General features: G+C 48.4%; 20 protein-coding genes, 1 other RNA gene and 1 pseudogene. 7 read left to right on the top strand and 15 right to left on the bottom strand.

All coding sequences use genetic code 11. From position 1 onward, the window contains the following. The first annotated feature begins 192 nt into the window (after positions 1-192). Positions 193-1,497, top strand: coding sequence for a hypothetical protein (locus tag ACN0TF_RS11800; RefSeq protein WP_417442106.1), 1,305 nt, complete (start codon positions 193-195; stop codon positions 1,495-1,497). Positions 1,498-1,641: 144 nt separating this feature from the next. Here ACN0TF_RS11800 and ACN0TF_RS11805 read toward each other — a convergent pair. The 5 genes and pseudogenes from ACN0TF_RS11805 to gcvT form a co-directional block, all read right to left on the bottom strand. Further along, positions 1,642-2,257 (bottom strand): annotated as a pseudogene (locus ACN0TF_RS11805) (tyrosine-type recombinase/integrase). A gap of 230 nt (positions 2,258-2,487) precedes the next feature. Further along, the gene (locus ACN0TF_RS11810; RefSeq protein WP_417442107.1) at positions 2,488-2,847 is read right to left on the bottom strand and encodes a hypothetical protein; all 360 of its coding nucleotides are present in this window, start codon (positions 2,845-2,847) and stop codon (positions 2,488-2,490) included. 147 nt (positions 2,848-2,994) lie between these two features. Continuing rightward, the gene (gcvP, locus tag ACN0TF_RS11815; protein WP_417442108.1) at positions 2,995-5,883 is read right to left on the bottom strand and encodes an aminomethyl-transferring glycine dehydrogenase; all 2,889 of its coding nucleotides are present in this window, start codon (positions 5,881-5,883) and stop codon (positions 2,995-2,997) included. Between the two features lie 125 nt (positions 5,884-6,008). After that, positions 6,009-6,398, bottom strand: coding sequence for a glycine cleavage system protein GcvH (gcvH, locus tag ACN0TF_RS11820; protein WP_153849677.1), 390 nt, complete (start codon positions 6,396-6,398; stop codon positions 6,009-6,011). A gap of 50 nt (positions 6,399-6,448) precedes the next feature. Beyond that, entirely contained in the window at positions 6,449-7,528 is a 1,080-nt protein-coding gene (gene gcvT, locus ACN0TF_RS11825; RefSeq protein ID WP_417442109.1) for a glycine cleavage system aminomethyltransferase GcvT, read from the bottom strand. A gap of 141 nt (positions 7,529-7,669) precedes the next feature. Between gcvT and ACN0TF_RS11830 the strand changes: the two genes are divergently transcribed. Continuing rightward, positions 7,670-8,512, top strand: coding sequence for a LysR family transcriptional regulator (locus tag ACN0TF_RS11830; RefSeq protein ID WP_414018646.1), 843 nt, complete (start codon positions 7,670-7,672; stop codon positions 8,510-8,512). Positions 8,513-8,686: 174 nt separating this feature from the next. Here ACN0TF_RS11830 and ACN0TF_RS11835 read toward each other — a convergent pair whose 3' ends face one another. From ACN0TF_RS11835 to ACN0TF_RS11850, 4 genes are read right to left on the bottom strand one after another with little or no spacing between them, the layout of a single operon-like run. Further along, the gene (locus ACN0TF_RS11835; RefSeq protein WP_417442110.1) at positions 8,687-9,868 is read right to left on the bottom strand and encodes an FAD-dependent oxidoreductase; all 1,182 of its coding nucleotides are present in this window, start codon (positions 9,866-9,868) and stop codon (positions 8,687-8,689) included. Next, positions 9,865-11,031, bottom strand: coding sequence for a 2-octaprenyl-6-methoxyphenyl hydroxylase (gene ubiH, locus ACN0TF_RS11840; protein WP_417442111.1), 1,167 nt, complete (start codon positions 11,029-11,031; stop codon positions 9,865-9,867). Before ubiH ends, ACN0TF_RS11835 begins: the two co-directional genes overlap by 4 nt. Then, complete coding sequence (gene pepP, locus ACN0TF_RS11845) at positions 11,013-12,335, bottom strand: Xaa-Pro aminopeptidase (protein ID WP_417442112.1); 1,323 nt, start codon at positions 12,333-12,335, stop codon at positions 11,013-11,015. The genes ubiH and pepP overlap by 19 nt, the downstream gene beginning before the upstream one ends. Before the next feature lie 24 nt (positions 12,336-12,359). Then, complete coding sequence (locus tag ACN0TF_RS11850; protein WP_011235327.1) at positions 12,360-12,926, bottom strand: UPF0149 family protein; 567 nt, start codon at positions 12,924-12,926, stop codon at positions 12,360-12,362. Between the two features lie 133 nt (positions 12,927-13,059). On the opposite strand from ACN0TF_RS11850, the gene zapA reads away from it, so the two are divergent. Together zapA and ssrS are read left to right on the top strand one after the other, a co-directional pair. Beyond that, complete coding sequence (gene zapA / locus ACN0TF_RS11855) at positions 13,060-13,371, top strand: cell division protein ZapA (RefSeq protein WP_011235328.1); 312 nt, start codon at positions 13,060-13,062, stop codon at positions 13,369-13,371. Positions 13,372-13,406: 35 nt separating this feature from the next. Next, a non-coding RNA gene (ssrS, locus tag ACN0TF_RS11860) (6S RNA) lies at positions 13,407-13,591 on the top strand. A gap of 3 nt (positions 13,592-13,594) precedes the next feature. Here ssrS and ACN0TF_RS11865 read toward each other — a convergent pair. Further along, positions 13,595-15,166: an amidohydrolase family protein gene (locus tag ACN0TF_RS11865; RefSeq protein ID WP_417442113.1), complete on the bottom strand. Its 1,572-nt coding sequence runs from the start codon at positions 15,164-15,166 to the stop codon at positions 13,595-13,597. Between the two features lie 50 nt (positions 15,167-15,216). On the opposite strand from ACN0TF_RS11865, the gene ACN0TF_RS11870 reads away from it, so the two are divergent. The 3 genes from ACN0TF_RS11870 (at position 15,217) to serA (ending at position 17,775) form a co-directional block, all read left to right on the top strand. Beyond that, entirely contained in the window at positions 15,217-15,804 is a 588-nt protein-coding gene (locus ACN0TF_RS11870) for a 5-formyltetrahydrofolate cyclo-ligase (protein WP_286824370.1), read from the top strand. Positions 15,805-15,877: 73 nt separating this feature from the next. Further along, on the top strand, positions 15,878-16,549 hold the full coding sequence (rpiA, locus tag ACN0TF_RS11875; RefSeq protein ID WP_417442114.1) for a ribose-5-phosphate isomerase RpiA: 672 nt from the start codon (positions 15,878-15,880) through the stop codon (positions 16,547-16,549). Further along, positions 16,549-17,775: a phosphoglycerate dehydrogenase gene (serA, locus tag ACN0TF_RS11880; protein ID WP_417442115.1), complete on the top strand. Its 1,227-nt coding sequence runs from the start codon at positions 16,549-16,551 to the stop codon at positions 17,773-17,775. Before rpiA ends, serA begins: the two co-directional genes overlap by 1 nt. On the opposite strand, the gene phoU is transcribed toward serA, so the two are convergent. The 5 genes from phoU to ACN0TF_RS11905 all read right to left on the bottom strand — a co-directional run bounded on the left by phoU (position 17,772) and on the right by ACN0TF_RS11905 (position 24,450). Next, on the bottom strand, positions 17,772-18,491 hold the full coding sequence (gene phoU, locus ACN0TF_RS11885) for a phosphate signaling complex protein PhoU (protein WP_011235333.1): 720 nt from the start codon (positions 18,489-18,491) through the stop codon (positions 17,772-17,774). The genes serA and phoU overlap by 4 nt on opposite strands. 10 nt (positions 18,492-18,501) lie before the next feature. Beyond that, positions 18,502-19,320 carry a phosphate ABC transporter ATP-binding protein PstB gene (gene pstB / locus ACN0TF_RS11890; protein WP_034822279.1) on the bottom strand — a complete coding sequence of 273 codons (819 nt, stop codon included), beginning with the start codon at positions 19,318-19,320 and terminating at the stop codon, positions 18,502-18,504. Positions 19,321-19,366: 46 nt separating this feature from the next. Beyond that, complete coding sequence (gene pstA, locus ACN0TF_RS11895; RefSeq protein WP_153849687.1) at positions 19,367-21,022, bottom strand: phosphate ABC transporter permease PstA; 1,656 nt, start codon at positions 21,020-21,022, stop codon at positions 19,367-19,369. Positions 21,023-21,045: 23 nt separating this feature from the next. Next, positions 21,046-23,310: an ABC transporter permease subunit gene (locus tag ACN0TF_RS11900; RefSeq protein ID WP_417442116.1), complete on the bottom strand. Its 2,265-nt coding sequence runs from the start codon at positions 23,308-23,310 to the stop codon at positions 21,046-21,048. Positions 23,311-23,472: 162 nt separating this feature from the next. Further along, on the bottom strand, positions 23,473-24,450 hold the full coding sequence (locus ACN0TF_RS11905; protein WP_181813907.1) for a PstS family phosphate ABC transporter substrate-binding protein: 978 nt from the start codon (positions 24,448-24,450) through the stop codon (positions 23,473-23,475). Between the last annotated feature and the right edge of the window lie 39 nt (positions 24,451-24,489).

The raw sequence follows: 24,489 nt of genomic DNA on the forward strand, positions 1-24,489 counted from the left end.
TTTTCCCATTACAGCAAGTGTTTGATGACTTTTGCGTTGATGATCCTGTGGGAAAAGAGTGGTTTCGACTGACGATGAGCGGCTAACAATGTGGTCAACGGGACGCCAAATAAGCTGCGTTCCGTTGCCGCCCATTACCACCAGCGTTAGTCGTAAAAATAAGTTCGGCATTTGTCAAAAGTAAGGATATGTATGGAAGCTCGATTAATTGTACCAAGAGTCGACGAGTCAGGTACCAAATATAACGGAAATTTGGTGTGGGCTAAAAGTGATTTTGAAGGAAAGGAAGATGAAGTTTCAAAGTCATTGGAAAATATCAGAGTTAAAGGTTATTGGGCTAGTCCATTTCCAGAAGGTGATGGGGTGACATTTAGTGTTGAAGATGAAATATCTAAAAAAGACGATGACGAAATATTTTCTGATTTTACCGAATGTTTTGATTGGGTAGAAATTAAGAGAGGCGAATCGAAAGACGCTAATTTAGAGTTGGCTGAATTGGAGCCTGAACGTGAATTCAAATGTATAGTTATTGTTCCGTTGAAAAGTATATTTATTCAAGAAACGCTAACAGTAGGACCTTTTACATTCTTTTGTAGAAAAGAGTTTGATTTAGAACCTTATGAAAGGTTAACAAGTTACTCTTGTGAATATTTGCAATTTGATGTTAAGTTGAAATATAAAGATTTATTAAATCTGAATAAAACGATTAACCATAATAATTATGTTATCAATAAATGTTTATCTATGGCTGAACATGCTATGGATTTGGTTAGATACGTCGAAAGTTCATTTATTAAGAAAGAGTTTACTCCAAACCCAGCAGGTCAAATGAAAAATGGCTTATATTGTGTAGACATAATACCAATAGAAAGAACACATTTAAAACCATTTGAACTTAAAGGGATTTCAATGCCATTTTCAGTAGCTAACAACTGGCTAGGTCCACAAGTTGATAGCTTTTATTCAGATGGAATTGAGTTTTTGGAGGCCGTACATAACGGTGATGTGAATAATGAATTATCTTCAGCAATCATTGGTGCACTGAGATCTTGTCGCCAGTCATTTTATTCGCTTGGAAGTGAATCCCAATTCTTAAATCTAGTATTTACATTAGATGGACTAACGGATCCTGACTGGAGTGGATGGAAGCAGCGAACATACATTGCTTCACTTCTTTCAAATGGTTGTCCTGACACCTTTGCTAAAAAGTTAAAAAGGTACGATGAGTTATATCACGATGTTAGGAATAAACTTGTTCATGAAGGGGCTGACTTTTATGAACTAGATGAAGATCCTGATAAAGCAAGTGAAGATATGTACGGTTATATTAAAGATATAATAAAATTAGTTGCTAAAGAAAGTTTTGCTACTGTTACTGAAATGAAATCATATGCCGTTCAACAACTTCAGAGGAACGACTTTCAAAGTGAATATACACAGTTGATAACGAATGTCTCACTAAGTCGAAACAAGCAACCACATATTCCAGTGTGGTAACGACTAACAAGGGTTTTCAAGTCGGACAAATTACAGTTGGCTTTTTGTTCGTTCCTCACTTATTTTAGCCAACAGCGATTTGCCGCTTAAAACGGTGTTAACGTCCGCTCATGGCACAGGGCTGCCGTAGCAGCCCCCTAACAGTCAAACCTCAAGTGACTCGGAAATATCAAGTGCGTCATCAACTTCAATTCCAAGGTAACGCACCGTGCTTTCCAACTTCTTGTGGCCTAACAAAAGTTGGATAACTCTGAGATTCTTAGTTTTCTTATAGATAAGATATGGCTTGGTTCTTCGCATTGAATGAGTGCTGTACAGCGAGCGATCCAAGCCCAGCTTCTCGATCCAACCGTGAAATATCCGATTGTACTGGCGGGTCGAGATATGTTCTGCGCCAGTGACTCTCGATCTAAATAAATAAATAATCTGATTCTGATAGGTTCGCTTGCTTGATCCATGCGGATAGCGAGTCTCTAGTTCCTTGAGTTATCTCGAACTGTACTGGACAGCCTGTCTTCTGCTGCACAACGTGAGTTCGGGTAAGCAGCGAACGACCACACGAAACATCCGATACTTTTAGTTTTACTAAATCACAACCTCTAAGCTTGCTATCTAAACCGAGATTGAAAAGAGCCAAATCTCTTGCCTTTCCTTCAAGTTCAAGGCGTATGCGAATGCCCCAGATATGGGATATCTGGAGTGGCTTTTTCTGCCCTATAATTCGATCTTTATTCCACGGATATGCTTGTTGAACTGCCATGGGTAATCTCCAGTTAGTATGGAAATTTAAGTATGGCGTCTAAATAGAGTGAAAAAGCCCGCTAAAAGCGGGCTCCATATTCATTTCAGTGAGTACCTCACCTGACGTAAATGTCAGGCTACCCACTAAAAAACACTGAGAAGTTTGCTCTGTTTAGTCTCAATTCCTGCGAATGGCCTGTATTGCGACGAGCGCAGTAGCAGAGATTGAGGCTGATGTTATTGGATTTATTACTCGCTCTGATCTTTGTCAGAACAAATGCGTTGTAAATGCTGCACTGCATCCGTTTCGTCAAGTAACTTTTCGCTCACCTCGTCCGATACATCGTCGCCGCTGTCTGCATCAAAAAGCTCTACTGATACATTGCTTTCAGAAAAGATCCGCTGCTCGTCTTCCGTGTGCGGAATAGGCTGCTTGTTTACCTGAACAGAAACACGAGCACGAAGGCTTTCTGTTTCATCGTCAACAATATCAACCCAAGCCGTTTCTGTTTTGCCGCTGTCATGGGCGTTAAATTCAATACCACCATCAACCCCATCACTGTTTTCAGAGAGTCGAAAGGGTCGCTCCTTGTAATCATCTAAAGACATGCTCATTCTCCTGCTAGCTCAAAAACTTCGTGTGTTGTGTGAACGCACTTAACGTGCGTTCAGTTGGTAGGTAGAAAAGCAATGCTCAGCTAATTTGAGCAAATAACCCTCCCAGCGACATATCATTGTACTCACCCACCACACAGCCTACCGATACTCTTCAATGCTCGGGCATGAGCACATCAGGTTACGGTCGCCAAATACGTCATCAATGCGGTTAACGGTTGGCCAGAACTTGTCGTAACCAACGGCTTCAACCGGGTAGGTTGCCGTTTTGCGATCGTATGGGCGGTTCCATTCTGCATCGGTAATGTCGGCCAGTGTATGCGGTGCATTCATCAACGGGTTGTTGTCTTTTGGCCATTCACCGGCCGCTACTTTCTCGGCTTCGGCTTTAATGCTAACCAGGGCTTCAATAAAGCGGTCCAGCTCGGCTTTAGACTCGGACTCGGTCGGCTCAACCATAATGGTACCCGCAACCGGGAAGCTCATGGTCGGTGAGTGGAAGCCGTAGTCCTGCAGGCGCTTAGCCACATCAATTTCGGCAATGCCGGCAGCGTCTTTCATTGGGCGCAAGTCGATAATGCACTCGTGCGCGACACGGTTGTTGCGGCCACGATACAGAATTTTGAAGTGCTTACTGAGCTTCTCAGCCAGGTAGTTGGCGTTCAAAATAGCGGTTTCTGACGCTTCACGTAGGCCGCGTCCGCCCATCATGGCAATGTACATCCATGAAATGGTCAGAATGCTGGCACTACCGAACTGAGCAGCAGATACCGCGCCGTTGCCTGCTTTAGGGCCGTCAATGTTTACAATGGAGTGGTTTGGCAGAAATTCAGCCAAGTGCTGCTTCACGCCAATAGGACCCATGCCAGGGCCACCGCCACCGTGCGGAATACAGAAGGTTTTGTGCAGGTTCAGGTGCGATACGTCAGAGCCAATGTAACCCGGTGAGGTTACACCCACCTGTGCGTTCATGTTGGCGCCGTCCATGTAAACCTGACCGCCGTAGTTGTGAACCAGGTCACAAATGTCTTTAATGCCTTCTTCGTAAACACCGTGTGTGGACGGGTAAGTCACCATAATGCACGACAGGTTCTCGCCCGCTTCTTCTGCTTTGGCTTTTAAGTCGTCCATATCCACGTTGCCGTGTTTGTCACAGTCAACCACCACCACTTTCATGTTCATCATCTGAGCGGATGCCGGGTTAGTGCCGTGGGCAGAGCTTGGAATAAGGCAAATGTCGCGGTGTCCGTCACCACGGCTTTCATGGTACTTCTGAATAGCCAGCAGGCCTGCATACTCGCCCTGCGCACCGGAGTTCGGCTGCATAGACATAGCGTCGTAACCGGTTACGTCAATTAACCATTCAGACAAGGTTTCAACCAGCTCGTAATAACCCTGTGCCTGCTCTGCCGGGCAGAACGGATGCAACTGACCAAACTCAGGCCAGGTCACCGGAATCATCTCGGCGGTAGCGTTCAGTTTCATGGTGCACGAGCCCAGAGAAATCATTGAGTGGTTCAGGGCTAAATCTTTATTTTCCAGCTTTTTAATGTAACGCAGCATTTCGGTTTCTGAGTGATACTCGTTAAATACCGGGTGCTGCAAGTACTGAGAAGTACGCACTAAATCAGCAGGAATAGATTCCACGTCACCGCCAGCAACACGGCTGTCCAGTACGTCGATATCTAAACCGTGGTTGTCGCCAAACAGCGCGGCAAATAAGGTTTCAACGTCATCACGCGTTTTGGCTTCGTCCAGGCTGATACCGAACACGCCTTCGCCGTCAACGCGTAGGTTAAGACCCAGGGCTTTGCTGCGCGCTAATACGTCAGCGGCGTTTTCTTTCATTTCAAAGGTTAGAGTGTCAAACCAGTGACTGTTCACCAGCTTCACGCCTTTGTCCTGCATGCCTAACGCGACAATGTCGGTTAAACGGTGAATGCGGTTGGCAATACGACGCAAGCCGTCCGGGCCATGATACACAGCATAAAACGACGCCATGTTGGCCAGCAGAACCTGCGCGGTACAAATATTTGAGTTCGCTTTTTCGCGGCGTATGTGCTGCTCACGGGTCTGCATAGCCATACGCAGTGCAGGGCGTCCGCGCGAGTCTTTAGAAACCCCAATAATACGGCCTGGCAATGAACGCTTAAACTTGTCACGGGTAGCAAAGAACGCGGCGTGAGGACCACCATAGCCCATTGGAACACCAAAGCGCTGAGCGTTACCGAACACCATGTCGGCGCCCATTTCGCCCGGTGACTTCACCATTAACAGGCTCATTAAGTCAGAAGCAACGGCGACAATGGCCTTCTTCTCCTGCAATTCGCCAATTAACTGTTCAATGTTGTGCAACTGGCCTTGTTTGTCCGGGTACTGCAATAACGCACCAAATACATCGTGATCAGAAGCTTCACGCGCCGGTCCGACAATAATGTCAAAACCAAAGTATTCGGCACGGGTTTTAACCACGTCAATGGTTTGTGTGTAAACGTTGTCGGCAATGAAAAACGCATTGGACTTTTTGTTTTTAGAAACCCGCTTCGCCATAGCCATTGCTTCGGCGGCGGCAGTGGCTTCGTCCAGCAATGAGGCGCTGGCTAAATCTAAACCAGTTAAGTCCATGGTCATTTGCTGGAAGTTAAGCAGTGCTTCTAAGCGGCCCTGCGCAATTTCCGGCTGATACGGCGTGTACGCTGTGTACCAACCCGGGTTTTCCAGCACGTTACGCAAAATAACGTTAGGCACTACGGTGTCGTAGTAACCCATACCAATGTACGAGGTACAAATTTGGTTCTTTTTCGCGATGTCTTTAAGACGAGCCAGAGCTTCGCGTTCAGTTTGCGGCTCCCCTGTCTGCAGGAACGGTTCACGCAGAATCGCACCAGGCACAGTGTCTTTGGTTAATGCTTCTAAAGAATCTACACCCAGCTCAGCCAGCATGGCTTTTTGCTCATCAGCGCTTGGGCCAATATGGCGGCTAATGAATTCATCGTGGTGCTCTAATTGCGTCAGGGTAGTACTGCTCATTTAACTCAGCCTCGTACATTTATCGGAAATTTATCGAAAACTTATCGGATACAAAAAACAATGAACCCCGGCTAATTTCCGGGGCTCAGGACGCTCTGTGTCATTGGTGCTATGCGCCAATGGCCTCAGTCTTCGTCGATTGAAGCCTCGTAAGTATTTGCGTCCAGCAAGTTGTCCAGCTCGCTGCTGTCATCTGCTTTTATACGGAATAACCAGCCGTCACCGTAAGGGTCGTTATTAACGGTTTCAGGGGCATCTTCCAGGTCTTCGTTAACCGCAACAACTTCACCTGTCATTGGTGCGTAGATGTCTGATGCTGCTTTTACAGATTCAGCTACGGCAATGTCGTCGCCTGTGGCCACTTTGTCACCCACGTCAGGTAACTCAACAAACACCATATCGCCAAGAAGCTCCTGCGCATGCTCAGAGATACCTACTGTAAAGGTACCGTCGCCCTCGTCACGAACCCACTCGTGAGTTGATGCGTATTTCAGATCTGCTGGAATATTGCTCATATTGCTTTCCTTCTACCCGGGTTACCCGGAATGTATTGAATCTTGTTCGATTATAAAACAGATTGACCGTTTCTGACGAAACCTGGCTTAACTACCTTCACCGGCATTTGTTTTTTACGCATTTCCACTTCCGCTGTATCACCAACACTTGATGGAACGCGAGCCATTGCAACTGAGAAACCAAGTGTAGGCGAGAATGTACCAGAAGTGATGATACCTTCGCCACCCTCAACGGTTACTTTTTGACCGTGACGCAGTACACCTTTCTCTTCCATCACAAGGCCGACTAACTTGTCGTGACCTTCAGCTTTTTTCTGCTCTAATGCTTTACGACCAATGAAGTCGCGGTCAGCCGGTTCAAACGCTACGCTCCAGCCCATATTGGCTTCCAGCGGCGTGATGTTCTCATCCATGTCCTGACCATACAGGTTCATGCCAGCTTCTAAACGCAGTGTATCACGAGCACCTAAGCCACATGGAGCCACATCGGCTTTTAGCAAGTCATTCCACAGGGCTTCAAGCTGCTCAGCCGGAACCACAATTTCGTAGCCTTTTTCGCCGGTATAACCTGTGGTCGCAATAAAGTAATCGCCAACGTCTCTACCCACAAAAGGCTTCATGCCGTCAATTTCTGCGTACTGCTCTGCAGTTAATACGTTTTGAATTTTGTCAGCGGCCTTAGGGCCCTGCAACGCCAGCATACCCATGTCGTCACGCTCTTTGGTGGTGACATCAAAATCGGCAGCAACTTTTTCAATCCATGCCAGATCGCGGTCACGGGTGGCTGAGTTAACCACCATGCGGTAAGCGGTTTCTGAGAAGAAATACACAATAAGGTCATCAATAACACCGCCGTTTTCATTCAACATGCTGGTGTATTGTGCTTTGCCTTCGGTTTTTAGCTTGGCAACGTCGTTAGCCAGCAGGTAACGCAAAAACGCCTGAGCCTGTGGACCTTCTACGTCAACAATGGTCATGTGCGACACATCGAAAACACCGCAGTCACGGCGTACAGCATGGTGCTCTTCAATTTGTGAACCGTAGTTCAGCGGCATGTCCCAGCCGTGAAAATCAACCATCTTTGCACCCGCTTTTACGTGTGCTTCGTACAGTGGCGTTCTGCTACCCATACCGTGTTCCTTTTCTGTTCACTTTATGTGCGTGTGTATGGGCGCAAATTATAGGCGTGATTCGTTTAAACTTAAAATCAATAATGCTTATAATGGTATTAATTTTTCAAATACCCAGTAATGACTTTATAAAGCGAACCAATGAAACATTTATCCTTAGAGGCCTTACGCAGTTTTAGTGCGGTGATTGAGCTGGGCAGTATGACACTCGCCGGCGAACGCATGGGGCGCTCTCAACCAGCTATTAGTTTGCAGCTTAAAAAGCTGGAGCAGCAACTGGGCGTTGAGCTACTAACGCGCCAGGGCAGCGGCTTTGCCCTTACCGCCGACGGTGACGTGCTGTTTGACTACGCACAGCGAATGTTGGCGTTGAATGACCAGGCCTGGGCTCAGTTCGAGCCGCAACAAGTCAGTGGTAAAGTGCGGCTGGGTATTACCAGCGAATTCGCGTCCAGTTTGCTACCTAAAGTGCTTGGTCAATTTGCTCAGGTTTACCCGCAGGTTACGCTGCAGGTGACTTCCGCGTTGAGTAAAGACTTACTGTCCGGACTAGGACAGCAGTTCGATATTATTCTGGCGCTGCGCGAACAGACCAATAAAAGCGATGTTTTGATTCAGCGCGAAGAGCTGGTTTGGGTGGGCTCCCCCGCATTGGTCGAGCAACCCAGTTTGCCTTTGGTTGTAGCTCCGGAAGGGTGTATTTACCGCCGCCGTGCCGAACAGAGTCTGCAACGGATACACCAGCCCTACAGAATTACTTACACCAACACCGACTTCTCAGGGCTTACCGCCGCACTACACAGCAGTTTGGGAATAACCGTACTGGCCCGTAGCACAGTACCGGACAGTGTTTCGGTAATAGATGCGCTTGCTAATGGGAAAAAATTACCAGCCCCCGGCTCTGTAAACGTCATTATGCGCCTGGCCGGCGGCGCCTCAAGCGCTGCCTCACAATTAGCCGATTACCTGAAAGCGAGGATTTGAACATCTCACCTGACGTGAACGTCAGGCTACGAGAGCTGAGCTACGGAATAGGTGGCGCCTATGGTTGGTACGTACTGGTCAGGGAGTGTGCAGCGCCATGGATGGCGCTGCCCAAGCCCTACAGGGACGTATTTACGGGCGGCTCCCAGACCAGTACGTAGCAACCACCGCCACCTAGCTCCCCAGAGCCACTTCGGCTAGCTTGCGTTTCAAAAAGGTGAGTTTGTTTGGCAGTGCGAAGGCCAGGGCTCGTAGGCCTTTCACTACTGGGTTTGCTGTGCCGAAACCGCGTTTGAACGTTTCCATTGCGGCTATCATGAGCTGAGCGTCGGCTTTGCGCTCGCGCTGATACGCACTCAGCGAGCGGTGCAATTGCGCCAGCGAAGATAAATCCACACCCTCTATTTTCTCGGTTAAAGCTTTCACGTCACCAAAACCTAAGTTTGCACCCTGCCCGGCCAGCGGATGAATGGTGTGAGCCGCGTCACCTGCCAAAACAATACGATGCTGATACCATTGGCGGGCATACTGCATTCTAAGCGGGAAGGCTTTTATATCAGAAACACACTCGCAACCACCTAATACCCGCCCTGACTCTGTTTCCACCTGTTTTGCAAAGCGCTCCGGTGTCTCATTAAGCAAATTTCTGGCGAGATCTTCATCGGCAGACCAGACAATAGAAACCGTATGAGAGTCAGGCGTTGGCAGAAGCGCCAGCGGCCCTGTGGGCAAAAACACCTGACGAGCCACGCCATTATGCGGTTGTTCCGTGCGAATGTTCGCCACAATGCCTTGCTGTCCGTAGTCCCAGAAAGAAATTGGTAATTCAGCATACTGACGCACTTTCGAACGACCACCGTCGGCTCCAATTATAAGATCAGCTGACAGTAACCACTCACCAACCTCTATTTCCGCGGGGTGAGACTCATCGCCGGCGTGAACCATTGTCCACTGCTGCGTCTGCAATATCTCAACACCTAACTGCTCAGCGCATTGCCATAAAAAGTGCTCCACCACGTTGTTTTCAACAATCGCGCCTAAATCTTCGGCGTTAATTTCCTTTGCAGAAAACTCAATGTGCGCCGGGCTGTCTTTGTCCCACACTTGCATGCTCTGGTAGGGGCCGCTTCGGTGTTCCTGCACTAAAGGCCAGGCTCCGCAGTCTTTTAATACGCTGCGACTGCGATCATTCAACGCGCTCACCCGTAAAGCCAGCTCTTCAGAAAGCTCAGGCTGCGAATGTCTTTCCAGCACCATTACTCGTCGGTTCTGCTGAGCCAGGCGTATCGCCAGGCTCAGACCAATCATACCGCCACCAACAATCACAACATCTAACTTTTTGCGTTTCATGGTCATGGTTTCATCCCCATGGTTAAGCGTGCAAAGGCGGATTTCAGCGGCGAACAATGCTGCAGTAACATCAGCGCACTGTTGCGGCCCACAACGGTGGGTAAATAATGGTTGGAGAAACCACGCACAAGGCCGTCGGTCAGCTTAATAATGGCCTGATAGTCGCGTTCGCGGTTCTGCTCGTAGCCTTGTAAAACGCGGAAATTACCGGGGTCATCGGTTGTTGCCAGTACTTCACATAAAACTTCGGTATCCCGCAAGCCCAGATTAAACCCCTGCCCGGCTATGGGGTGTAACGCATGCGAGGCGTTACCAATAATGACACTGCGGTGATGGGTTGAGCGTTTAGCCCGGCGTAAAATGAGCGGATAAAAAACCCGCTTCGATACCCCGGTAAATAAGCCTGCACGGTAGCCAAAGGCCTGCTGACAACGGTGTAAAAATTCAGTATCTGACCATTGTTCGGCGGCTTCACGTTGTTTTTCAGTAAAGCTCCACACCAATGAGGCCTGCGAATTCTGCATGGGCAACAAAGCAATGGGTCCGGCTTCGGTAAAACGCTCAAAAGCCCAGCCATCTAAGGGCTGTTTCATGTCTAAGGTGGCAATACAGCCAAACTGACCGTAGTCGTAGGTATCGGATTTTAATTCAAGCTGTTCGCGCACTAACGAGTTCTGGCCGTCGGCGCCAATCAGCAATTTGGCCTGCAATTTCTGTGCGTTATCCAGAGTGAGTTCCACGTAATCCTGCTGCTGTTGCAGTGACTCCAGTCGCACACCGGACAACCAGTTTAAATTAGGCTGTTTCTGGCAACTCAGGTATAGGTTATTGACCAGCTCTGAGGCCGAAACCACGCGCCCCAGCGCCTCAACTTTTTCGTTTTCAGCGTGTAATTCGGCTGCGCCGGCAAAGCCACGATCAGAAATATGAATGTGTTTTATTGGCGTGCTGTCAATGCCATTGAGCGCGCCCAAGCTTTGTAACCGCTTTGCTGAGGCAGCTGCCAGCGCAATAATGCGCTTGTCGGCGGGCGGGCCTTCGGCGCGTGGTTCACACACCACAATACGCCAGTCCGGCCGCTGCTGCGCCAGCATTAAGCCGGTTAAGGCACCCACTAAGCTGCCTCCGGCTATAACCACATCAGCCTGAGTTACTGGCTTTTCATCCATTCTTCAATCTCTTCAATGGTTTTCGGTACGCCCGCGGTCATGTTGTCAAAGCCATCAGCTGTTACTACCAGGTCATCTTCAATGCGAATGCCAATGCCGCGCCACTTTTCATCAACCCCGGCGTCTTCCGGAATATAAATGCCCGGTTCTACCGTCAGCACCATGCCCGGTTTAAAAGAAACCGGTTCACCTTCACTGCTGCGATAACGACCCACATCGTGAACGTCCAGACCCAGCCAGTGGCCTAATCCGTGAATAAAATAGGTTTTCCAGCGCTGCTCTTTGAAATTCTCTTCTGCGTCACCGGTTAAAATACCAAGCTCCGTCAGACCGTCGCTAATGACCCGCGCTGCGGCTTCGCTCGCATTAACCAGATTGCTGCCGGGTTTTATTTCAGCAAAGGCTGCCTGCTGAGCTTCCAGCACTAAATTATAGAGTATGCTCTGTGGCTCACTGAACTTTCCATTCACCGGGAAGGTGCGGGTAATATCGGCGGCGTAACCCTGGTATTCGGCACCGGCATCCACCAGCAGTAAATCACCATCGCGCAGCACGTCCCGGTTGTCGGTGTAATGCAAAATACAGGCGTTTGCCCCACCGCCGCTAATAATACCGTAAGCCGGATGCAAAGCGCCGTTCATAGCAAACTCGTGATGCAGCTCCGCTGCGACCTGATACTCATGCTTTCCGTCTTCGACAAAACGCATAATACGACGAAATGCCTGCGTGCTAATACGTGCCGCTTCTTTCATTACCGTTATTTCTGCGGCTGACTTAATTAAACGCATGGCGTCCAGGTCAGGCCGTAAATCAGATAAGCTTTGAGGCGCCAGCTTACCGCTTCGTCTGGCTTTAACACTCACTTCGTCACGAGCCTCGCTGACTAACTCGGCCAGTATTGAATCTTCACCCATGGGGTAAAAAACCGATTCAATGCCCTGCAACAATTCGGGTAAGCGTTCGGGCAAGGTATCGAGGTCTTCTGCGCTATCGACAGCTAAGGCTTCAACGGCATTTTCATAACCCAGACGCAACCCGTGCCAAACTTCGTGCTTTGGATCTTTGTCCTGACAGAATAAAACACTGCGCGGGTTGCTGTCGTTGATCAGCAGCAATACAGCGTCCGGTTCATTAAAACCGGTTAAGTAGAAAAAGTCGCTGTTTTGCCGGAACGGAAACTCGGTATCGTTGCTACGGGTCACTTCACTGCTGGCGGCAACCAGTGCCAGTGAATTAGTCGGCAACAATTCCAATAACTGCTGCCGGCGCTGGTTAAATTCGTCCTGCGGAATAACGTCTTTCATCAACGACCTCAACTCCGTCAGTAATTAATGTAAAGTTTTAGGCGGCTGGTTCGCGGGCTGTTCTTTTCGGCCTAACTCGGTGTAACACATCATGGCTGAAATACGCAGATACTCGACAATTTCGGTGTAGGCTCGTTCTTCTTCCTCATCACCGTCATCGGTAAATTCTATTTTTGCCAGCTCGACCATGTCTTCAATGGCTTCTTTTAAGTCACCACTTAAGTTGGTCATATTTTCCTGATTAACACCATAGCCCACTAAAAAGGCGTTAACCCAGCCAGCCAGTGCGCTTAAGCGGTCAGACAACGGAGTGGTGTCTTCAGGTAACAATAAGCGGTAGCCTAAATCTTCGTCGCCCAGCGAGTGCTCAATTTCTTCAGCCTGCTGTTGCAGCAAGTTCTCCAGCTCGACGGGCAAGCCCTGGCCGTCGTATGCCAGGTCTGACATTAATATCATTAATTCATTGCTTTTGGCGTCGCTACCGGTGGCTATTAGCCCGGTTAACATGCCCTGCACTTCCGATGCACTTGGCGTCATATCGTATTGTGCATAAAGCTCAACTAAACGGTCATAATTAAAACGTGTCGACATTCACATTCTGCCTTTGGTTAATCTTGCCCTAATCCTAACACTGGCTTTACGTAATCGCTAGCTGACAAACACCGGTAGCTCATGCCATAATGCCGTTATCAACGCTGTTGAGTCAGTTGCAAGGAGTCTTTGAATGACCGCAAAAACCATGGATATAAAATTGCTGGAACGTAATTACAAGGTCGCTTGCCCCATTGGGCAGGAGAGTGCGTTACAGCAAGCGGCGGATGCGCTTAATGAAAGGCTTGAAGAAACCAAAGAACGGACCCAACTGACCAATGTGGAACAGATAGCAGTAATGACAGCCCTGAATTTGTGTCATGAATGGATTCAGGATCAAAATGAACAGTCTGCAAAAACTGCTAAACTGGAAGAGAAAATTCAGTTGCTTCAGGCAACCATTGAACAGGCTATGAGTGAGCAACGCTCACAACGTAATCGTTAACGGTTAAGCTAAAGCAACAATGTAAACCCTTTTGCGGTTTCCTGGGGTGTTTGCCAGCAGGCTTATGTCCCTGAGCCGATGCTTGTATTAAAAGGGGATCACTGGCCTGCCATGTGCAAGCCCGGCTTGAACCGGGAAGCCTACGGCAGATACCATTTGCTCCCCGCCTTGAACCAATGGGTTCAAGGGCTACAGCCAGCAGCGGCACCTTGGGAAGCCACCCTCATTTTTGGCGATCCGCCTTTTCTTCAGCAACAATGGCTTTAACGTCCTGCAACAGTTGCTGAGCATCGAAAATAATACCGTCTTTAATGGTGTACTGAATGCCTTCGGTACGCATTGGCTGATTATTATCATCCAGTTTAAAATGCCCGGTGCCATACAGCACTTTAAAGTTGTCCATCGGGTTTTCGTTCACAATGACCATATCGGCTTTTTTACCAATGGCCACTGAACCAATGTCGTCTTCCATATTCAGTGCTTCGGCACCTGCCAGGCTGGCAGCATGAATAACCTCCAACGCGTTTAGACCCGCTTCGCGCAGTAATTCCAGCTCGCGAATGTAGCCAAAGCCGTAAATTTTGTAGATGTAGCCTGAATCCGAGCCAGTGGTAATACGGCCACCGTTTTCATGGAAGTCCTTCAAAAACGTCATCCATTTCTGGTAGTTCTTTTTCCAGGCAATTTCGTTGTCCGTGGTCCAGTCAAACCAATACGAACCATGTGCATAGCGGCTGGGTTCAAAAAAGCCCCACAACCGTGGCAGAGTATATTCGTCATGCCAAATAGCCTGACGCTCGCGCATTAAGTCACGCGAGGCTTCGTAAATGGTTAAGGTGGGGTTAATGGTAAAGTCCAGCTCAATCAACTCGTCACGTACCGAGTTCCATTTTTCGGAGCCCGGCTCTGCCGCCTGCTTCCATAAACGCCCGGCTTCTTCAAAACGGTTTTGCTCGTTGTTGTAGTTATAATCTGCCGGGTAGTCCTGCACGCGCTGCTCTTCAAACAAAGCTTCCGGCAAGCCATACCAATGCTCCATTGAGGTTAAGCCTGAGCGTGCTGAGTCCAGTGCATTCATTGACATCACATTCAGTTGAGCGTGGTGCATCATAGTGCCTAAGCCCTGCTTGTTGGCTTCGTCCAGCGCCGCTTCCATAACCTTACGCGAAGCACCGAAAAACTTAATGCCTTTTGCGCCCTGGTCTTTTATATAACGAACCCACTCGCGTGCCTGTTCGCCATTATAAATGGGCTTATCCCAGCCTTGTCCAAAACCAACGTAGGGAATAATTCGCGGCGACGTAATGCGGTTGTCCGCAGCGCGTTTCTCATGCCACTGAACCCAGTCCAGGCCATTAAAACTGCCCGGCTCTCGAATGGTGGTAATACCATGTCCTAACCATAGCTTCAGCACGTATTCCGCCGGAATGCCTTTTGCCGAGCCGCCAATGTGCCCGTGCATATCGACAAAGCCGGGCAGAATGTATTTGCCGCTGACATCCAGTTCTTTGTCGTTAGCGCCCGCTTCGGGCCGCCCTTCCGGCTTAATTGGCACGCCTGGGTTACCCACGCTGATAATATTCACGATACGGTCGTTCTCAATGACAATATCCACCGGGCCAAATGGCGGCGCACCTTCACCGTTAATTAATGTGCCGCCACGTAAAATAAGGCGTTCGTATGGACCTTCGCCACGGTCACGTTCCGGGGCTTTAGGTGGCGCTTGCACAGCATAGGCTGCAACCGTAAAAGCCATGGCAACCATGGCTAAAGCTATCGTTTTTATTGTTTTCATCGGTTATCCTCAGACCATTCTTCAGCGTTTTTCTAAAAGCAGACTCTAGCATGACCCGACACAATCTCCGACGCAAGTTACAGCAGATTCGCCGCAATTTACCCGCCGAACAGCAACAGACGGCCGCGCGCGAGGTTGCCAACAGACTGCAACAGCGTTTAAGTCATCTGCAACCAGAACAAACCACAGTAGCCGTATATAAAAGTTTTGACGGTGAACTGCCGACCTTTCCCGTTATTGAAACACTGTGGCAACTAGGATTTAACACCGTTTTGCCGGTGCTTCACCCTTTTGCTAAAGGTCATTTGCTGTTTTTACGCTATACTCCTGATACCCCAATGACGCTCAACAAGTACGGTATTCAGGAACCTGAATTAAACGTACAGAATGTGGTGCCGCTATCGAACATTCAGATACTGCTGATGCCTCTTGTCGGATTCGATCAAAACGGTAACCGGCTGGGTATGGGCGGCGGCTATTATGATCGCACTCTGGCTCAATGGCATAACGGTTATCAACCCAACTTATCACCCGTAGGGTTAAGCTATAACGAACAACTGGTTCAAAGCATTCCTGTCGAGAGCTGGGACATTCCATTGCCGGAAGTGATAACACCGGCAAAACACTGGCGTTTCTGAAGCAAAGAAACGTCGATAAAAACCAACAAATTCCTTATACTGGCGTATAAAAAACAAACGGAGAAAAACGCTCATGTCAGGCAACGCTGATGCACTCAAAAAAGCGGCAGCAGAAACTGCTATGCAATACATTGAAGACGGCACTGTGGTCGGAGTCGGCACCGGCTCAACGGTAAACTTTTTTATCGATGCCCTGGCCGAACGAAAGCATGACATAGAGGGTGCGGTATCCAGCTCTGAAGCCTCAACCGAGCGCCTGAAATCGCACGGCATTGAAGTGTTTGAGCTTAACTCGGTTGTGGAGGTACCCATTTACGTAGACGGTGCTGACGAAATTACTGAGCACGGTCAAATGATTAAAGGCGGCGGTGGCGCATTAACCCGCGAGAAAATTATTGCCGCAGTAGCCAGGAAGTTTGTTTGCGTTGCAGATGAAAGCAAAATGGTTGGCCGCCTGGGTCAATTCCCGGTGCCGGTTGAAGTTATTCCTATGGCGCGTTCGTACGTGGCCCGTGAAATTGTGAAGCTGGGCGGCGACCCGGTGTGGCGTCAGGGTTTTACTACCGACAACGGCAACTGGATCCTCGATGTGCATAACTTCGATATTATGGAGCCAATGAAGCTTGAAGCTGAGCTGAATAATATTGTCGGCGTGGTCACTAACGGACTGTTTGCCCAACGCGGCGCTGATATCGCTTTAATTGCTCGTGAAGACGGAGTACAAACCCTGAAGGTAAGTGGCTAATGCAGATATCACTGGCAAAGGACAAAATCAAAGTTTTGCTGCTGGAAGGCATTCATGAAAGCGCCATTCAGCTGTTTCGGCATCATGGCTATCATAATCTGGAAATACTGCAGACTTCGCTAAGCGAAGACGAGCTGTGCGAAAAAATTAAAGACGCCCATATTCTGGGTATACGCTCGCGCAGCCAGCTGAACGACCGTGTGTTTGCCGCTGCCGAAAAGCTCATTGCCGTAGGTTGCTTCTGCATTGGTACCAATCAGGTTGATTTAGATGCAGCGAAGAAGCACGGTGTCATTGTTTTTAATGCGCCATTTTCAAATACCCGCAGCGTTGCTGAGCTGGTTTTAGCCGAAATAATTATGTTGTTGCGTGGCATTCCGGAAAAAAATGCCGTAGCCCACGAAGGCGGTTGGTTAAAATCTGCCAAGCAATCTTATGAGGCACGCGGAAAGATACTCGGCATAGTCGGCTATGGCCACATAGGCAGTCAGCTTAGTGTTCTGGCCGAGCAGCTGGGCATGCACATTCGTTACTTTGATATTGAAGACAAACTGCCTATGGGCAATGCTCAGTCGGTAGCCACGCTGGATGACTTACTGGCACAATCCGATATCATCACTTTGCACGTGCCGGAAAATGAGCAAACTCAGTGGATGATAGGCCGCCGCCAAATTGAGCGCATGAAGCCCGGCAGCCTGCTGATTAACGCTTCTCGCGGAACGGTTGTGGATATCGACGCTCTTGCAGAAGCCTTGTCGTCACGACACCTGGCCGGCGCTGCTATTGATGTGTTTCCGGTTGAACCCAAAGGCAACAGCGATGAATTTCTGTCGCCTTTGCGCGGCCTAAAAAACTGCCTGTTAACCCCCCACATTGGTGGCTCAACCTTAGAAGCTCAGGAAAATATTGGCGTTGAAGTGGCCGGAAAACTGGTGCGCTATTCCGATAACGGCTCAACCCTGTCTGCGGTGAACTTCCCTGAAGTTAGCCTGCCGACACACGCAACAGCGCAACGCCTGCTGCATATTCATAAAAACCAGCCGGGTATGCTAAACGCTATTAACCGCATTATTAGTGACAACGAAATTAACGTGGTAGGTCAGTACTTACAAACGGATGAGAACGTTGGCTATGTAGTGATGGACATCGACAGCGATAACGGTGCCGATGTATTGCAGCAACTGAAAGACATTCCGGGCACGATTCGCGCCCGGCGCTTATTCTAGTCTTTTTTACCCATAACCGTGCGTTCCATGCTCTCTGGTGAGACATGGCGCACGTCTTTGCCTTTCACAAAGAAGATAATGTACTCGGCAATGTTCTGACAACGGTCACCAATACGCTCTAAAGAACGTGCAGACCAAAGAACATTCATGATTTTTGGAATAGAACGAGAGTCTTCCATCATGTAAGTCATAAGCTGGCGTGTCAGCGCTTCATATTGACGGTCAGCCTGTTCGTCCTGCTGATGCACGTCGTAAGCCGATTCAAGATCCATGCGCGCGAAAGCATCCAGAACTTTATGCAACATGCTTAATACTTGCTGACCAAGGTTTTCGAGACTCACCAACAGCTGCTGTTGGTCGTTATTGAAGCTTTCTTTCGCAACCTTAGCAATGCGCTCGGCTTCGTCGCCAATACGCTCTAAATCAGCAATGGTTTTGATAATAGCGATAACCAGACGCAAGTCACTAGCAGCGGGCTGACGTTTAGCAATAATATGTACGCACTCTTCGTCAATTTGCACTTCCAGCTTATTGACTTTGTGGTCACTGCTCAGCACTTTTTCGGCCAGATCGGCGTCGCCTTTCTGAATTGCCAGCAACGCATCCTGCAATTGCTTTTCAACCAAACCGCCCATACTCAATACACGGTTACGCACAGCCTCAAGTTCCTCGTTGAACTTGCCGGAAATGTGCTTGTTCATATTCATCTTATCCATGACACTCTCCTTAACCGTAACGACCGGTAATATAATCTTCTGTTTGCTTCTCAGACGGGGTCGTAAACAGAGTATCAGTATCGGCGTACTCAATCAGTTTACCCATATACAAAAATGCTGTCTGGTCTGAAACGCGCGCGGCCTGCTGCATGTTATGCGTGACAATAACCACGGTATATTTGTCTTTCAAATCGGTGATCAGTTCTTCAATGGTCAAAGTCGAAATAGGATCCAAAGCAGACGTTGGTTCGTCCAGCAACAGAATTTCCGGCTCAATGGCAATAGAACGCGCAATAACCAGACGTTGCTGCTGACCACCCGACAAACTGAACGCACTGGCGTTTAGGCGGTCTTTTACTTCATCCCATAAGGCCGCACCTCGCAGTGAAGTTTCTACCGCTTCGTCCAGCACACGTTTGTCTTTTACACCCTGTAAGCGTAGACCATAAACCACGTTCTCATAAATAGACTTAGGGAAGGGGTTCGGGCGCTGAAACACCATACCGACACGACGACGCAGCGCCGCTACATCAACGTTCTTGTCGTAAATATTGTGGCCGTGCATATCAATCTGGCCTTCAATACGACAAATTTCAACCAAGTCGTTCATGCGGTTAATGCAGCGCAGAAGCGTTGACTTACCACAGCCCGATGGTCCGATAAACGCCGTTACGCGGTTGTTCGGAATGCGCATAGAAATATCATACAACGCCTGATCTTCACCGTAGTAAAGATCCAGGTTTTTAATATCTAAAGCAGTCTGTTCTGCTGGCAAGTTGTGTAAGTCCAGCTTTTCTAAGTTGCTTGTACTCGGATTTACCGAAATCATAAGTTCAGACCTTTTCGCTAATTCATCAAAACTTTCGTGCTCAACTTTAATGCTCAAGTGAGCGGTATTTTTCACGTAAGTGGTTACGTACGCCAATGGCTGTTAAGTTCAAACCGACAATAACGGTTATCAACAAGAAAGACGTAGCGTAAACCAGCGGCCGGGCAGCCTCGACGTTCGGGCTCTGAAAGCCTACGTCGTAGATATGAAAGCCCAGATGCATAAATTTTCTGTCCAGATGGAAGTAAGGGAAGTTTCCGTCCAGCGGCAACATAGGCGCCGACTTAACCACACCCACCAGCATCAATGGCGCAACTTCACCTGCAGCACGGGCAACGGCCAGGATCAAACCGGTCATAATAGCCGGTGACGCCATAGGCAGAACAATGCGCCAAATGGTTTCCCACTTAGTGGCACCTAAAGACAAACTGCCTTCGCGCAACGAGGGTGGAATACGAGACAAACCTTCTTCGGTCGATACAATCACCACCGGCAGCGTCAGAATAGCCAGAGTTACCGCAGACCAAAGAACGCCTGGCGTACCAAAGGTCGGGCTGGGCAAGGCTTCCGGATAGAATACCTGGTCAAGACTACCGCCCACCATGTAGACAAAGAAACCTAAACCAAACACACCATAAACAATAGATGGAACACCCGCGAGGTTGATAACCGCTATACGAATCAGTTTAGTGACGGCGTTTTTACCCGCGTATTCGTGCAAGTAGACGGCCGCAATAACACCAAAGGGCGTCACAATAATCGACATTAACAGCACCATGAAAACGGTACCGAAAATTGCCGGGAACACCCCACCTTCGGTATTGGCTTCGCGAGGTGGCTCTGACACAAACTTACCAATTTGCTGGAAAAAGTGCCCTACTTTTGAGAAAAAGCCCATGTCGTTAGGAAAGTTCACATCCAGCACCTGATACATCGGTACTTTAATTTCCTCACCGCGCATGTCGCGCATAATTAATGAATCACGACCCGCTTTATCGCGCAGTGCAAACAGCTCTTTTTCATACTCAAGATACTCGTTATGCAGCTCTTCGCGACGACGTTCAATGTCGTCCATGGCTTCCTGAGTTAAGTTCCCCTCAAGCTCAAGACTGCGGCTCTCAAGATTGAGCTGGTTTAGTTTGTAATTAACCGCACCTATTTCGCCTTCCTGCAGCGCCATGGCTTCTTCATTAAGCTCTACCGCTCGTTCCATGCGTTGAAACAGCTCTTCACGCAAGTTGCCTTGTGTCGCAACTCGCTCCCCCTGCTGTTCAATCGCAACTGGATAACCATAAAAGTTACCATCTTTGGTTCGTTCAATAACGGCCAGATCAGCTGGCGTTTCGTCCGCACGAATCGCAGGCCCTAACACCCAGGCAAAATCGAGAGGCACATACTCACGGTTACCAATTTTCATTAGGTAACGAGTCACTTCCTCTTCTTCATAGCCGTCCATGATAGTGCCTGCGTCACTCACTCGTGACGTTGGTACCGACTCGCTTTCATAAATTTCGCCAATTAACGTGCGCGTTGAACCGTCAGCCTGTTCAATAGACATTTCGTGAATAGCTGAAGGCCAGAAAAAAGACAGCCCGCGCCAGCCAATCATAAGCACCAGCCCGATAACGGCTATCAGACTGATACTAACTGAACCGGCGGTTAACCAGATCCAGGGCTTTCCGGATTTAAACCATGTATTCATTGCTATAAACCTCTGTTCCGGAATTACATCGAGCTGTATTTGTCACGCAAGCGTTGACGGACAAATTCAGCAATGGTGTTAAAGAAGAAGGTAAATATGAACAGCACAAAAGCTGCCAGGAACAAGATTCGGTAGTGCGAGCTACCAACCTCAGATTCCGGCATCTCGACCGCAATATTGGCAGATAAGGTGCGCATACCTTCGAAGATGTTCCAGTCCATAATTGGCGTATTACCGGTAGCCATCAGAACAATCATGGTTTCGCCCACAGCGCGCCCCAGACCCATCATAACCGCCGAGAAAATTCCCGGACTTGCAGTTAACAAAATGACTTTAGTCAGTGTCTGCCATGGGGTAGCACCCAATGCCAGAGAGCCATTAGATAAATGCTTAGGCACACTGAATACCGCATCTTCGGCAATAGAGAAGATGGTTGGAATAACCGCAAAGCCCATGGCGATACCCACAACCAGCGAGTTACGTTGGTCAAAGGTTATGCCTAGTTCATTGGTTAAATAGCCACGCACATTACCGTCAAACAGAACTTCCTCAACCCAGGGACTCAGGCCAAAGGAGAACCAGCCAACCAGCAAAATAATGGGTATAAGCAGCAATGCAGCGCGCCCGTCGGTTACGGTGTTACGAATATTAGGCGGTAGCTTTGACCATAAAAATGCGGTCAATATTATTGTCGCGGGTACCAGCAGCAGAACGGCTATTAGCCCGGGCAAGTACATTTCTATAATCGGTGCCAGCCAAAGACCAGCCAGGAAACCAAGGATAACGGTAGGCAAAGCTTCCATAATTTCTACCGTCGGCTTTACGTATTTACGTACCGAAGGCGACATGAAATAGGCTGTGTAAACCGCTGCAGCTAAGCCAATAGGCACTGCGAACAACATTGCGTAGGCGGCAGCTTTAATAGTACCGAAAGAAATAGGCACCAAACTGAATTTAGATTCAAAGTCATCGGAGCCGGAGGTTGACTGCCACGTGTAGTCAGGCTCTGGGTAACCTTCGTACCAGACTTCCTGCCACATAGCGCTCCAGGTTACCTCAGGGTGTTCATTATCAACATCGAAAACACTGAAGCGGTCGCCACTTTGCATAATAAGATAATTAGCTCGCGGATCGACCATAACGTTTTGCAGCTTGGACTCTAATGGGTTACCGCGATAGAGATCGGCTTCTGAGGTCGTATGAAAAATGCCGAGGTCGCCATTTTCAGAAACCGTGTAGAAGGTCCGGCGATAATATTCTACTTCAATGTTTTCAACCGGAGAGCCGACATCAAAAGAACGAATGTACTGATACTCGCGCCCCTGATCAGTTGATACCTGGAACCACTGAGTAATGAGCCCGGAGTCGTGGGTAACTAAAATAGAGCTGGCACCCGCAAGCAGGTACATACCGGTGGCGTCTCCTTGCTCGCGCGCATCAATTATCATCAATTCCCGTTCGGTGACGTTGCCGGTTAACCCGACGTCAAACACGTGAATTCGGTTGCCCCGACGCGCCATCACCTGACGCAAATCAGGAGTAACCACCAGGTCATCGATACTACCGTTAAGGCTGACCTGGCTAAAAGTTGGCTTTAAGCTGACCTCACCGGTCATAAAGTTTTCTTCAGCAGCGTACTTGGTAATTAATAGATTGTTGCCATTCTGCACCGCAGCAAACAACATCGCTTCGCCATCGGTATCGTAAGCGAGCTTTTCTAAAGGCTGGCCATTTTCAGCTACGGTAAGAGGGTCACCATTATTAAGCACTTCAACTCTTGGGGTAATGGTACGCTCGGCTATACCAGTTTTCGGGTCTTCAGCAAAAGTCACCCTGAACTTAGGCTCGACGACTACCGCGGACCCATCATCCAGTCCATACGCATACTGTTTATTAACCGGCAAGCTACTTGCGAAACTGGTCACTTTATCAGCTTCTACAATTGCTTTAGAGCTGATTATATCGCCCGCTTCACGGTTTGCTGCTCGCTTATCACTTAAAGCGAAAAACTGGAACTCCCCTGAACGCATCAGGCGGTATCCTATTTCGGCTTGCTCTTCCATACCAACAGCACTGACTCCTTCGCTGTTTGGCAAAGAAAAGCTTTGTTGTTCAGTTAAATCAACTGAGCGGAATATAGGCTGGACAACATAAAGTAGATAGAAAAAGATAAGCAACAGCGCTACCAACACCATAATACCACCTAAGGTGACACCATAGCGTGCGGCACGATCTTTAAATAATCGGCCCCGATTAGCGGCTAGTTGTTGAGCTGACAGTGATGCCATCAGAAACCTCAAGTTTGAATACGCGTTACTAAAAGTCTGCAGACAGTTTAGTTGAATAATGTGACAGTATTGTTACACCACTGTCATATTTTCTTAATAATGCAGCAATAGTTATAAAAAAAGCCGGCAGCAAGCTACCGGCTATTCGTTTTCAGGGAAAAATTATTCTAAGCCAAGCTTCTTCAGTTCGGCTTTAACTACCGCATTTGGTAACCCGATGTAACCGTCTTTATTGACAATATCCTGACCTGTTTTTGACAAAATCATGCGCAGGAACTCGCCTTCCGCTTTACCCAAAGGTTTCGTCGGATGCTTATTCACATAAATGTACAGGAAGCGAGCTAATGGATACTGACCTGCCAACGCATTTTCAGCGGTTGCACCAATAAACTCCTGACCTTCGGCTTTAGCGATAGGTACCGCTTTAACGCCTGACGTTACATAACCAATACCGGAATAACCAATCGCATTAATTGAGGTAGAAACTGACTGCACCACAGACGCTGAACCCGGCTGCTCGTTCACGTTCGAACGGAAGTCGCCGTCACATAACGCTATTTCTTTAAAATAACCATAGGTGCCGGATACCGAGTTACGGCCATAGAGCTGTAAGTCGCGGTTGCTCCATTCACCGTCCATATCAAGGTCGCCCCAGCGGTTCACTTGTTGGTTCAGGCCGCACTTACGAGTTGATGAAAATATTGCATCAACTTCAGGAATTGTAAGACCTTCAATTGGGTTATCTTTGTGTACGAATACCGCCAGCGCATCAATTGCAACGCGAACCGGAGTTGGTTTGTAACCGTGGCGTTTTTCAAAAGATTCGATTTCTTTTGACTTCATTGCACGGCTCATAGGACCGAAGTTTGATGTGCCTTCAGTTAAGGCCGGAGGCGCTGTTGAAGAACCTGCCGCCTGAACCTGAATGTTTACGCTTGGGTAGTTGCGCTTAAACTCTTCACTCCAGAAGGTCACCATATTAGCCAGGGTATCAGAACCCACTGACGACAAGTTGCCTGATAAACCGCTGACTTTTTCGTATTCTGGTAAATCGTCAGTTGCCGCAGCTAACGAGCTGAACGCCAGTGAACCTGCAACCACTAAACCGGTTAATGTCTTGTTCAAAGTTGATTGAAACATAGTGTATTCACCTCTAAGGGTTATTGAACTGTTTTCGAA

Source organism: Idiomarina sp. (assembly GCF_048265525.1).
Classification (GTDB): domain Bacteria; phylum Pseudomonadota; class Gammaproteobacteria; order Enterobacterales; family Alteromonadaceae; genus Idiomarina.